The sequence below is a fragment of the Streptococcus oralis genome, assembly GCF_003942875.1.
GTDB lineage: Bacteria > Bacillota > Bacilli > Lactobacillales > Streptococcaceae > Streptococcus > Streptococcus oralis_BX.
The window spans coordinates 127,101-138,742 of record NZ_RMVK01000006.1 but is presented as its reverse complement, the minus strand read 5'-3'; the positions used below and the strand labels follow the sequence as shown (position 1 = coordinate 138,742).

Below are 11,642 nucleotides of genomic sequence, written 5' to 3'. Positions count from 1 at the left end.
ATATTCCTTTCTTTAAAACAGGCCAAATAAGTGCATCATTGGAAACACAATCAGCATGCTGTCAAAGCGATCCAACACACCGCCATGTCCAGGGATAAATTTTCCAGAATCCTTGACACCGAAATGGCGTTTCATGGCACTCTCAATCAAGTCACCAAACTGACCTGCCACACTGAAGAAGGCTGCAAAGAGACTCATTCTATAAATCCCATAAGGAAGAGCAACTGTGCTGTCCACTAACATGAAAATCACTGTTATCAGTACCGCACCTAGAATACCACCGACAAAGCCCTCAATACTCTTATTAGGAGAAACTCTTGGTGCCAACTTATGTCTACCAAAATTCATCCCTGTCAGGTAGGCTGCGCTATCTGTCGCCCAAACGATAAAAAGGGCCAAAAGTACCTTGTCAAAACCTGCCACCCGAGCATCTAGCAAGGCATTGAAGCCAAAACCAACATAAAAACTCACAGCAATTGGAAAAGCGGCATCTTCAATCGTATAGTTTTTACTGAAAACGGTTGTCCCTAGCATTATGGTAATCAAAACACTATAGGCAACTACATTCCCATCAACAGGCAAAAATGTTAGGTAATTTTCTAAAGGAACTGTGAGAGCGAAGGTCGCAAAAAGAGTCAAAGCGCCCTCAATGGTCATAGTCTTTAGCCCCTTCATGTGCAAGAGTTCATGGACACCTAGCATCGCTAACAAGCCAATCCCTATCTGCAACAGGAGCCCTCCCACAAACAAGACTGGAAGGAAAATCGCCAGGGCCAATACCGCAAACAATGTTCTCTTTTGTAAATCCTTGGTCATATCTTCTCCTAAACTCCTCCAAAACGGCGATTGCGATGGTTAAAAGCAGCAATAGCTTCCTGCAAGGCGGCTTCATCAAAATCAGGCCACAAGGTATCCGTAAAGTAAAGCTCACTATAGGCTGCTTGCCATGGCAAGAAATTACTTAAACGCAACTCACCACTCGTACGGATAATCAAATCAGGATCCCGCAAATCCTTTGGCAGGTGTTGCGTGAAAAGATAGTCCCCAATCATATCTTCTGTGATGTCACCAGGGTTGATTTTAGCATCTAGAACATCTTGAGCCAAGCCCTTAAGAGCCTGCGTAATTTCAGCACGGCCACCATAGTTAAGCGCAAAATTGAGAATCAAGCCCGTATTGTTCTGGGTCAATTCCTCTGCTTTTTTCAAAGCTTCAAAAGTCGGCTTAGGCAGACGGTCTGTCTCCCCAATCATCTGAATCTTAACGTTATTTGCATGCAATTCAGGGACGTAGTTATCATAAAATTCGACTGGCAAGTTCATGATAAACTTGACTTCTTGATCTGGACGCGTCCAATTTTCCGTTGAAAAGGCATAAACCGTGATGACCTTAACTCCCATCTTGTTAGCTGCCTTGGTCACCTTTTGGAGGGCTTCCATTCCCGCCTTATGACCAAAAACCCGTGGTTGCATCCGTTTTTTAGCCCAACGGCCATTCCCATCCATGATGATGCCAATATGAGCAGGAACCTGTGTTGGAACCTCAACTTCTACAGCTTTATCTTTCTTAAAAAATCCAAACATGTTCTTATTCCTATTCAAAAATCTATCGTTTCATTATACCATATTTCCCTATTTTCTTCTATTGCTAAGTTATTAGCTCTCCGTAAAGACAAAAAATAAGCCGCCTGATTGGGCGACTTAGTTTTATAGGGAGATTATTATGAAAAAGTTTTAGGAGTTTAAGTTAAGTTCCTCTTAACTTATGAACCTAGTATACCGTCCCTAACTTAAATTTTTCTTAAGTTTTTTGAGAAAGTCAGATTTTTCCATTTTTCTTGCCAATTTTTCTTGGACAAGCGTTCTTGATAGAGCTTCATTCGATCTTCATTCTCTAAAAAATGAGGAGTTGGAGAAACTTGAAACTTTAAAATATCCTCTAAACCATAAGGCGCAAAGAGCTCTAAAGTTGCTTCAGCATGCAAGCGAAGCCCTATCGCCGTACAGCGCTCGGGATATTTACTCATGGCATCACGAGAACTCGTGTAAGGCACAGTATGAGGACTGTGTAGATGCATATAGACCTGATTTTTCAACTCCCACTGATACTGGGGGAAGTCCTCTCTCAACTTGTTCTCTATAGCCAGAGTTTCTTCATAACTCACATCTGCATCAAAGAAAATCACATCCACATCTGTCTCACGATCAAAAGGCGATTTGTCTGACAAGAGATTCCAGATGAAATTCCTGACAGAACCTGCCGCCAACCAAGAGTCTTTCAGATCAAGGTCACGAATGATGGTCAGAATGGTCAGCATATCCGGATTTTCTCTGAAAGCATCTAGAATTTCTTGTTCATTTTTCATTGTATTCATAACCTAAATGCTCATATGCCTTAGCAGTCGCCACCCGTCCAGACCTTGTCCGCATGATAAAACCTTTTTGGATGAGGTAAGGTTCGTACATGTCTTCAACCGTCTCACGCTCCTCGGCAATATTAACGGAGAGAGTACCTAATCCGACAGGTCCACCACCGTACATCTCAATCATGGTGCGAAGGATTTTTTGGTCTACATAGTCCAAACCTTCACGGTCTACATCCAGCATGGTCAAAGCCTTATCCGTAATCACATCATCAATCAAGCCATCCCCCATAATCTGGGCAAAGTCGCGCACGCGCTTGAGGAGACGATTGGCGATACGAGGAGTTCCTCGACTGCGTAAGGCCAACTCCGAAGCTGCCTCATGGGTGATTTCCATCTCAAAAATATCTGCCGTCCGCTCAACAATCTCTGTCAAGTCAGCGTGGGCATAGTATTCCATATGACCCGTAATCCCAAAACGTGCTCGTAGAGGATTAGAAAGCATCCCCGCACGTGTCGTCGCACCAATCAAGGTAAAAGGCGGCAAGTCCAAATGGACACTGCGACTGCCCTCTCCAGCCCCAATCATGATGTCAATGTAAAAGTCCTCCATGGCACTATAAAGTACCTCTTCCACCGACATGGGCAAGCGATGAATCTCGTCAATAAAGAGAACGTCTCCAGGCTCCAAATCATTCAAAATCGCTACCAGATCCCCTGCTTTTTCGATAACAGGACCAGACGTTTGCTTGAGATTGACTCCCAGTTCATTGGCAATAACAAAGGCCATGGTTGTTTTCCCGAGACCTGGAGGACCAAATAAAAGAACATGATCCAGTGCCTCATCCCGCATTTTGGCAGCCTCGATAAAGATTTGCAGCTGGTCCTTGACCTTATCCTGACCGATATATTCACGTAAATATTGGGGACGGAGGGTACGTTCTACTAACTCCTCATCCCCCATGATCTCATTGTCTAAAATTCTACTCATGGCTCTATTATATCAAAAATCCAAGCCACAAACAAAAAAGCCACCTGATTGGGTGGCTTCATTAGGGAGATTATTATGAAAAAGAAAAGTTTAGGATTTCATTAAATAAAGTTAGGAGGTCTTTATTTAATAACTATATGATACACAAGGAGACTTAAAATTCCCTTAATTTTTAAATCAATCACTAACAATTTTCTTTAACAGCTGTTTGACCTGCAATACGTCCAAAAGTAAAGATATCCGTAAGTGAATTTCCTCCTAGACGGTTACCTGCATGGAGTCCACCTGCGACTTCTCCGGCAGCATACAAACCAGGGATAATCTGATCGTTTTCATTCAAAACGTGTGTTGAAGTATCAATCTTGAGCCCACCCATTGTATGGTGAACAGCTGGTTTTCTCGGTGTTGCGTAAAATGGCGCAACCTCACACTTGAGATCGAAGCTACCTTTATTAAATTCAGGGTCAAAGCCTGCATCAACATAAGAATTGTACTTCTTGATTGTATCTGCTAACACCTCTGGATTCATACCAATCTGAACCGCCAACTCTTCTATCGTATCTGCACGATAGAGAGTGCCTGCTTTGACTTGGGCATCGATTTTTTCTTGGCTAGTGTTGTAGGCAGTTGCCTTGATACGTTCATCTGCAATTAGATAGAACAAGCCTCCATTATCAATCGCTGCTTGAGATAGCTTGTCTCGGCTACCGTACTCATCTACAAATCGCTTCCCTTCAGTATTTACCATGATGAAGTTTGCTGGAGGAACTTGAAGTCCTGAAAAGAGGGCTCCTGTCACTGGATCGGATACTGGCATCATTTGACTAAAGCCCATCCCCACCAAATCTGCACCTACACTTTGCCCTAAAAGAATACCATCTCCTGTTACAGCTGGTGTATTAGATGTAGCAATATCATCTGCAATTTCAGTCCAGTAGGTATTGTATTTTTGTAGCATCTTGGTATTGGCACCAAATCCTCCAGAAGCTAGAACAACGGCATCTGCATTGACAATGATGGTTTGACCGTTTCGACCTTCTGCTCTGACACCCTTGACAGCCCCGTCTTTTACAAGCAATTCTTTAACTGGAGAATCTGTCAAAATCGTGCCTCCATTTTCTAGAACATATTTTTGTAGGACGGATATAAAGGCATACCCCATTGGTTGAACCGGCTTATGGCCACGACGCCAAAGGGCTCCAACTGGCATTGTCACTTCACTACGAACAAATTCAACGCCGATGTCTTCCAACCAACGAACAGACTCTAGGGCCCGTTCAGTCAATACAGAAACCAAATCATATTGACCATGAATTTCATTTCCTTGTAAATCTTTTCGTTTCCCACCGATATAGGTTTGGATACGATAAAGCAAGGTAGAATCGAACAAATAGCTCGGGTCCTGCAAATACTGTTCAACCTCAACCTTCAAGGCTCTAAAGTCCTCTAAATATTCTGGGTCAATCGTTGATTCATCTGTCGCAATCAATTCTTGAAGCGTATGAGCCTCACCTGGATGAGCTGCGAAGGTCCCTTGCCATGCTGGATCTGGTGCATTCATTGGACCACCTGCACGAACAGTATTCCCTCCAATTGCAGGAAATTTCTCAACAACAATTGGCTTCTTACCAGCTTGTAAGACTGCAGCCGCTGCAGCTAATCCAGCTCCTCCGCCTCCGACGATGACAACGTCTGCCTGATAGGTCTTATCTTCTTTATCTAAGGCTGATGGCGCTTTGGAACGTTTCCGTAAAACATCTGGATTTGCACCCGCTTGTTTGACCGCACGCGCAACTCCGTCCAAGACACCATTTGAAGTCACAGAAGCTCCTGACACCGCATCAACATTTAAGGTTTGTCCCTCAATGATTTCTGCTGGAATACGGGTAAAGACGACATCTGCGATTCCTGAAGATTCTCCAGAAGAATCGATTTCAATTTTTTCAATACGGTCCTCAGAAACCGTGACATCCATCGGTAATTTACCATTATGGCCTTCAGTTGTAACATGGTAAGTCCCCGGTTCAAAGCGGACTTCTTCAGGAAGGTTTAGTTGGTTTGCAACGGATACAAAGCGAAGGAAGCGATAAAAACAACTATCTAGGAAATCAACGGTTCGCTCATCAATCAAATCTCCATTATCATCAAATGCTCGATGCGCTCGACCAAGTAAAAACTCACTACCTGGCATAACTGTTGCATTTACCCCAGGAGCATCCAGAATCTGACGAAGATGAAGTTGGGCACGTGAAGAACCTTGAATATCGTAAGAAGCTCCGACAATCATGGTCGGCTTTCCGTCTAGTGGATGAATGTTAAAGGACAACCACTCGAGCAAGCTATTCAAACTTGATGGAATCGTATGATTGTGCTCGGGTGTCGAGATAATGACACCATCAGCTTCTGAAATAGCTTGATTAAATTTCTGAATAATAGGTGTATCTGTTTGATCATCTGTTTCATTGAACATTGGTACATCTGTTATTTCTAAAATCTCAATATCCGCTTTCTGAGCAAAATGTCTTTTCATAAATTGCAACAGGTTGCGATTATAGGATTTTTTTGCATTAGTCCCAACAATAGCTACTAATTTCATGGATTGTTCTCCTTTCTTGAAATACCTATGCTTTCAACCATTCTTCCCAAATGAAAGATTTCTTACGATTTGTATCTTCTGGTTTGACCAAAGCCTTTGTTAGTTCAACAAAATTTTGAAACTCTGAAAAATGTTCTTCTAGTTCTGCAACCTTTTCAGGATTGTTCAAATGACACTCATCATCTAGGACTTGCTCAGAATGACCTAGAAAGAACTCTGTACCCGGCATAACTCTCGCTTTAAGCTCCGGCGCATCTAAAATCTGACGTAAATGTGCCTGCGCTCTAGATGTTCCTAGCAAACCGAGAGAAGCACCGACAATCATTGTTGGTTTGTTAACCAAAGCACGACTGGTATAAGCAATCCACTCTAAAGCAGAGGCCAAAGGTGCTGGTATCGTGTGGTCGTACTCAGGTGTTGAAATAATCACACCATCTGCGACAAGAATTTTTTCTGAAAAAGATTGAACTTCAGCTGGCGCTTGCTTGTCCTCAGGTTCGTTAAATGCTGGCAATTGTTTGATTTCCAATACCTCAATGTCGGCTTTATCCGAAAAGTGCTTTTGCATAAATTTCAAGAGTTTCCGATTGGTTGAGCGATTCGAATTGGTTCCAACGATAGCAACTAGTTTCATATTGGTACCCCTTTCATTTATTTAATCTACTTTCATTATACTACTTTAGAAAATCTTGTAAATCCTTGATAATAAAGACCGTGTTATTCTATCAGATTATCGTACTTTAGTACAAGTTCGTGAAAAAATTAACAAAATATCTTCGTAAACTATTGACCGGCTTCCTTAACTATGATATAGTCTTGGTGAAAAAATATACATTTAAGGAGGATGTTTTTATGAAAGAGACATTCAATCGGTGGCGGATTTTAGTCGCGTCTACAGCCATTCTTCTTTGCACAGGTGCCGTCTATTCCTTTTCTGTTTTTGCCGGACCACTTAGCAGTTCAACAGGCTGGTCCATGTCAGATATTATGTTAGCATTTGCTATCAACTCTGCAATCGGCCCTATCCCCATGATTCTAGGAGGTTATTTAGTTGACAAAGGTTATGTAAAATGGACCATCGCCCTCGGCGCTCTTCTATTTGCTAGCGGATTTTACTTAACCGGCTATGCCAATTCACCAGCCATGCTTTATTTGACTTATGGATTAATGGCTGGACTTGGTCAAGGTTTTGCCTATTCGGGTGCCCTCTCCAATTCACTTCGCCTCTTCCCTGATAAACGTGGCTTAGCCTCTGGAATTCTGACAGGTGGCATGGGATTTGCCGCAGTCATCGCTTCTCCAGTCGCGAGCAATCTCATTCAAAAACAAGATGCCTTCTTTGCTTTTCGTACAATTGGGCTAGTCTATATTGTTGTTATCATCTGTGCCATTTTCTTTATCAAGGCAGCTCCAAGCGGCTACCAACCAGCAGGCTGGAAAGCTCCAGTACAAACTAAGCAAGGACCTACTAATAAAAACTGGAAACAAATGCTACAAAGTCCTCTGTTTTACATTATCATTAGCATGTTCTTTGTTGGTGCCTTTTCTGGTTTGATGATTGCCTCTCAAGCATCACCAATCGGTCAATCAATGTTTGGACTCTCTGCAGGCACTGCAGCTCTCTATGTCTCTCTTTATTCAATCGCAAACTCTAGTGGTCGTTTTATATGGGGATCCCTTTCTGATAAAATCGGTCGTTCAAAGACCTTATTGATTATCTATTCTGTCATTGTCCTAGCTTTATTCTCCCTAACAATCGTTCCTGGTCAATTTGGGTTTACCTTAGGAATTATAGGACTTGGTATCTGCTTTGGTGGTGTTATGGGGGTCTTCCCATCTATCGTCATGGAAAATTACGGTCCTGCAAATCAAGGGGTCAACTACGGTATCGTCTTCACTGGATATTCTTTAGCAGCATTTTTCGCTCCCAAAGTCGCTGTTCAAATGGCAATGGCTAATAATGGAAATTATAGTGTAGCTTTTTATGTTGCTATCGCTTTGGCCTTTATTGGACTTGTTCTTACTATTTTTTATATGAAAAAGAAAGCTTAAAGCTAGAAAACTTCCTAGATAAGGAAGTTTTTTTGGTATAATAAAAGTAGTAATAGTATATTGGGAGGATTTACCATGGCAGACCGTTCACGTTTCTTACGAGATAACCCATCTGACTTCCCATATGATTTTGAAAAACAAATCCTATCCAAAACGTCTCCTGACACAGTCTATCATTGTCATCCTGAACTAGAGATTATTTACGTTACAAAGGGTTCTGCCATCGTTCATATCAACTCAGAACGCTTTGAAAGTTGCGAAGGAGATATATTTCTTATCCAACCGACCTCTCTCCATGCTATCTATTCTCACAAAGATCAAGAACTATTTTCTACCAGCTTTCGGATTCATCTAGATTATCTTGGTAGAAGTCAAATTGACAGCTTTAGCCAACGCTATATCCAACCCCTCCACTCTGGTCACTTTTGCCTCACTCCTCAAATATCACCAGGCGATAAAGCCTATGATCAAATTCAATCCTGCCTTCTTTCCCTTTTTTCTATCCTTGAAGAAAAAGGCATATACTACGATCTACTCATAAAATCTAAACTATACGAATTGCTTCATCTTCTCTTTAAGTATCGATATGTCAATCGACACTATACAGATGATACCTACCAAAAATACCAAAAACTAAAAGAAGTGATTTGTTACCTTGAACAGCACTACTCAGAAGCCATTCATATCGAGCAACTAGCTGCAACATTTGGATATAGTAAAAATCACTTTATGAGTATTTTCAAGCAACATACCGGAGCTAGTTGTATGGACTACCTGCTCCAGTTACGTCTTGAAAAATCCTGTGAGAAACTCGTCCAAACCAACCTCAGCATTCAAGAAATTGCAAGCCAGGTCGGCTTCACCAACCTTTCAAACTTCAACCGTCAATTTAAGCAGCACTATCTCCTAACACCTAGACAGTATCGAAATCAACAACTTAAAAAGAAAACATGATTCTTTCTCCTTAGTCTTTTCTAAGGAGTTTTTTCAAACAAAAAAGCCACCGAATTTGGTGGCTTCATTAGGGAGATTATTATGAAAAAGAAAAGTTTAGGATTTCATTAAATAAAGGGTACTCAATGAAAATCGAAATCAGACTAGGCAGATAGACGCAAGCATAACTATAGTTAGCTAAGTCGACTCTAACGAAGTATGGTAAGATTTTCGAAGAGTATTAGGAGGTCTTTATTTAATGATTATATAATACAAGATGAATCTTAAAGCTAACTTAACTTTTTCTCTGATTTATCATTTTTTTAAATGGAATTTTCTTTTTCAAGCCATAAAAAAGCCACCTGATTGGGTGACTTCTTTAGGAGATTATGATGAAAAAGAAAAGTTTGGGATTTCATTAAATAAAGGGTACTCAATGAAAATCGAAATCAGACTAGGCAGATAGGCGCAAGCATAACTATAGTTAGCTAAGTCGACTCTAACGAAGGTTGATGAGATTTTCGAAGAGTATTAGGAGGTCTTTATTTAATAACTATATGATACAAGAGGATACTTAAACTTTACTTAAGAAAAAATATTTTTTTATCTTTTTCGATCCACCCAAATCATTCCTGTACAGTCATAAGTAGATAAGGTTTCAAATCCCAGAGATCGATAGAATCCCAAGGTTTTTTCTGTCTGATCGGTCACTAGTTGGACTTGATAGGCATCTTTGTAATCGCCTAAAGCCTCTTTCATCAAGTCGCTACCAATCCCTTGGCGTTGATAGCTAGGCAAAACGATCAAATCCTGGACAAAAATCGATGAAAAACCATCTCCGACCAAACGGACCAAGCCCACCGCGGCATCGCCATCAAGTGCTAGATAAATCGCTAATGAGTGAGACAAGGCTTTCTTCAACATCTGAGGTTGATGTGTGTAATTTGTCCATCTAACTGCCTGATAGAGATGCAAAACATCCTCTAGCTTGACAATTTCTTGCTTTTTAATAGTGATCATGTCAACACCTCTTAAAGTTCTCTCAAGCTCTTGTACTGTCGTCCATTTTTATCAAAATTTTCAGGAGCCAGCCATGCTTCCAAACGATCTTTGACTTGAGGCCAGTCCTTATCAATCATAGACAGCCAATCCGTATCACGTGTACGTCCCTTATAAACGACTGCCTGACGGAAGGTCCCTTCATAAACAAAGCCCAAACGCTCCGCGGCTCGTCTTGATGGGATATTTAGAGAATCACATTTCCACTCATAGCGACGATAGTTAAGCTCCTCAAAAACATAGCGTGCCAAGAGATACTGAGCTTCTGTTCCTATCCTCGTCCCCTTAAGAGCAGGAGAAAAAGTGACGGCACCCACTTCTATTACTCGGTTATTCTGGTCAATGCGCATGAGAGAAAAAGTTCCCAAGGCCTTACCAGTTGCCTTGTCTATAATCACGTAGTAAAAACGGTCCTTACGAGCCAACATCTGATTTAAGACGGTAACCAGTTCCTCCATATCTGCCACTGGTTCCTGAAAGAGGTAGGTCCACATCTCCCGAGGAGTACCTGGACCATAAACAGCTAATAAATCCTCCGCATGCTTTTCCACCGAAAGAGCCTCTATCCGAGCGTAGCGCCCTTCTAAGAAATCAATAGAAGGCAATTCACCAGATGTATAACCTTCCATTGACTCAACAATCATCTGACCATATTCATTTACTGGCATTGTTTTCTCCTTGTTTTACGCTGAAAATACTATATCATAAATTACTCTAAATGGAAACTAGCACTCTCCTCAAACCTCATCCACTCACTACATTAGTGATTCGTTTTCTTTCTTTTATCTTCTAAGGCTTGATTAATTCGTTGGGTGAGCTTGTGAGTTTGCCAGATCTGGTACAACCATATCAGTCCATAAATTAATAAGAAAAAGAACCACAGCAAGGGACTCAACAATGCTGAACCCCAGCCAAAAAATAGGTAGGTCAATACTAAAATAGTAGCTGTCGCTAACAAATGAACTCCTACACGCATACTATAAGCAAGAAACTCTAGCCTTTCAAGGATTAAGGTCAATACCCCCATAATTCCACTCATCAAAAACAAAGCTAGAATATTTTTTGTCGTTGGTGCGGGATAGGTAATACCTGAATAAAACTGAGCCAATAACACCAAACTCAAATAAACAAAGGAGGCCGTACGCATTCCCGATACAAAATAAGCAATCAATCGCTTCATGATTTTCTCCTATAAACCTAGATAATCCATTAAGGACTTAACGTATTTCCGACTCACACTCGATTTGAGACCCCGAGTCATCTTAGCCATCATGTTCCCTGAAAAGCTATCCGATAATGACTCTAAATGGTCAATGTTTATAACTGAATGACGTGATATCTGTATAAAGTTGCGTCGGTTAATCCGATTCTGAAAGTTTGTCAATGTTTCCTTAGTTTTATAAATCCCGTCTACTGTATAAATGGTCAACAAATTTTTATCAATATCTGCTAGAATAAGATCCTCAATTTTCACCATAACCAGATGATCATCTGTTCGAATAGGAATGACCACCTGATTGGTCGTTGAAAATTGTTCTAAATACTCCATGACTTCTCTCGCTTGGTCGGTTAACTGAGCTGCCTGAATTAAAATGTGTGGGTCTTTTTCTGAAAACTCTGTCTTCATTTCAAAACGAATCTTCATTTTC

13 protein-coding genes are annotated in these 11,642 nt (G+C 41.1%); 3 read left to right on the top strand and 10 right to left on the bottom strand.

The window, feature by feature from the left end; translation table 11 throughout:
• Positions 1-12: 12 nt before the first annotated feature.
• The 6 genes from D8844_RS07980 to D8844_RS07955 form a co-directional block, all read right to left on the bottom strand.
• Positions 13-816: a phosphatidate cytidylyltransferase gene (locus D8844_RS07980; protein ID WP_125423218.1), complete on the bottom strand. Its 804-nt coding sequence runs from the start codon at positions 814-816 to the stop codon at positions 13-15.
• 8 nt (positions 817-824) lie between these two features.
• Entirely contained in the window at positions 825-1,583 is a 759-nt protein-coding gene (gene uppS / locus D8844_RS07975; protein ID WP_000466707.1) for an undecaprenyl pyrophosphate synthase, read from the bottom strand.
• Between the two features lie 206 nt (positions 1,584-1,789).
• Positions 1,790-2,374, bottom strand: coding sequence for a nucleotidyltransferase family protein (locus D8844_RS07970; protein ID WP_125423215.1), 585 nt, complete (start codon positions 2,372-2,374; stop codon positions 1,790-1,792).
• Entirely contained in the window at positions 2,355-3,353 is a 999-nt protein-coding gene (ruvB, locus tag D8844_RS07965; protein WP_084918109.1) for a Holliday junction branch migration DNA helicase RuvB, read from the bottom strand. Before ruvB ends, D8844_RS07970 begins: the two co-directional genes overlap by 20 nt.
• Before the next feature lie 184 nt (positions 3,354-3,537).
• Positions 3,538-5,949, bottom strand: coding sequence for a flavocytochrome c (locus tag D8844_RS07960; protein ID WP_125423212.1), 2,412 nt, complete (start codon positions 5,947-5,949; stop codon positions 3,538-3,540).
• A 25-nt stretch (positions 5,950-5,974) separates the two neighbouring features.
• Entirely contained in the window at positions 5,975-6,583 is a 609-nt protein-coding gene (locus tag D8844_RS07955; RefSeq protein ID WP_125423209.1) for an NADPH-dependent FMN reductase, read from the bottom strand.
• A gap of 218 nt (positions 6,584-6,801) precedes the next feature.
• Here D8844_RS07955 and D8844_RS07950 point away from each other — a divergent pair, with 218 nt between their 5' ends.
• From D8844_RS07950 to D8844_RS07940, 3 genes are all read left to right on the top strand, one after another.
• On the top strand, positions 6,802-8,001 hold the full coding sequence (locus tag D8844_RS07950) for an L-lactate MFS transporter (RefSeq protein WP_125423206.1): 1,200 nt from the start codon (positions 6,802-6,804) through the stop codon (positions 7,999-8,001).
• 75 nt (positions 8,002-8,076) lie between these two features.
• Positions 8,077-8,955, top strand: coding sequence for an AraC family transcriptional regulator (locus tag D8844_RS07945; RefSeq protein WP_125423203.1), 879 nt, complete (start codon positions 8,077-8,079; stop codon positions 8,953-8,955).
• 256 nt (positions 8,956-9,211) lie between these two features.
• A complete protein-coding gene (locus tag D8844_RS07940; protein ID WP_125423200.1) occupies positions 9,212-9,400 on the top strand; it encodes a hypothetical protein in 189 nt (62 codons plus the stop codon).
• Positions 9,401-9,537: 137 nt separating this feature from the next.
• Here D8844_RS07940 and D8844_RS07935 read toward each other — a convergent pair whose 3' ends face one another.
• From D8844_RS07935 to D8844_RS07920, 4 genes are all read right to left on the bottom strand, one after another.
• Positions 9,538-9,954: a GNAT family N-acetyltransferase gene (locus D8844_RS07935; RefSeq protein WP_125423197.1), complete on the bottom strand. Its 417-nt coding sequence runs from the start codon at positions 9,952-9,954 to the stop codon at positions 9,538-9,540.
• A gap of 11 nt (positions 9,955-9,965) precedes the next feature.
• Entirely contained in the window at positions 9,966-10,661 is a 696-nt protein-coding gene (locus D8844_RS07930) for a GNAT family N-acetyltransferase (RefSeq protein WP_125423194.1), read from the bottom strand.
• A 92-nt stretch (positions 10,662-10,753) separates the two neighbouring features.
• The gene (locus D8844_RS07925) at positions 10,754-11,173 is read right to left on the bottom strand and encodes a DUF3021 domain-containing protein (RefSeq protein WP_000825486.1); all 420 of its coding nucleotides are present in this window, start codon (positions 11,171-11,173) and stop codon (positions 10,754-10,756) included.
• Positions 11,174-11,182: 9 nt separating this feature from the next.
• On the bottom strand, positions 11,183-11,638 hold the full coding sequence (locus D8844_RS07920; protein WP_000701939.1) for a LytTR family DNA-binding domain-containing protein: 456 nt from the start codon (positions 11,636-11,638) through the stop codon (positions 11,183-11,185).
• Between the last annotated feature and the right edge of the window lie 4 nt (positions 11,639-11,642).

Excerpts from the sequence above, each read along its gene's own strand:
- D8844_RS07980 (WP_125423218.1), bottom strand. The coding sequence starts at position 816 with ATGACCAAGGATTTACAAAAGAGAACATTGTTTGCGGTATTGGCCCTG.
- uppS (WP_000466707.1), bottom strand. The coding sequence starts at position 1,583 with ATGTTTGGATTTTTTAAGAAAGATAAAGCTGTAGAAGTTGAGGTTCCA.
- D8844_RS07970 (WP_125423215.1), bottom strand. The coding sequence starts at position 2,374 with ATGAATACAATGAAAAATGAACAAGAAATTCTAGATGCTTTCAGAGAA.
- ruvB (WP_084918109.1), bottom strand. The coding sequence starts at position 3,353 with ATGAGTAGAATTTTAGACAATGAGATCATGGGGGATGAGGAGTTAGTA.
- D8844_RS07960 (WP_125423212.1), bottom strand. The coding sequence starts at position 5,949 with ATGAAATTAGTAGCTATTGTTGGGACTAATGCAAAAAAATCCTATAAT.
- D8844_RS07955 (WP_125423209.1), bottom strand. The coding sequence starts at position 6,583 with ATGAAACTAGTTGCTATCGTTGGAACCAATTCGAATCGCTCAACCAAT.
- D8844_RS07950 (WP_125423206.1), top strand. The coding sequence starts at position 6,802 with ATGAAAGAGACATTCAATCGGTGGCGGATTTTAGTCGCGTCTACAGCC.
- D8844_RS07945 (WP_125423203.1), top strand. The coding sequence starts at position 8,077 with ATGGCAGACCGTTCACGTTTCTTACGAGATAACCCATCTGACTTCCCA.
- D8844_RS07940 (WP_125423200.1), top strand. The coding sequence starts at position 9,212 with ATGAATCTTAAAGCTAACTTAACTTTTTCTCTGATTTATCATTTTTTT.
- D8844_RS07935 (WP_125423197.1), bottom strand. The coding sequence starts at position 9,954 with ATGATCACTATTAAAAAGCAAGAAATTGTCAAGCTAGAGGATGTTTTG.
- D8844_RS07930 (WP_125423194.1), bottom strand. The coding sequence starts at position 10,661 with ATGCCAGTAAATGAATATGGTCAGATGATTGTTGAGTCAATGGAAGGT.
- D8844_RS07925 (WP_000825486.1), bottom strand. The coding sequence starts at position 11,173 with ATGAAGCGATTGATTGCTTATTTTGTATCGGGAATGCGTACGGCCTCC.
- D8844_RS07920 (WP_000701939.1), bottom strand. The coding sequence starts at position 11,638 with ATGAAGATTCGTTTTGAAATGAAGACAGAGTTTTCAGAAAAAGACCCA.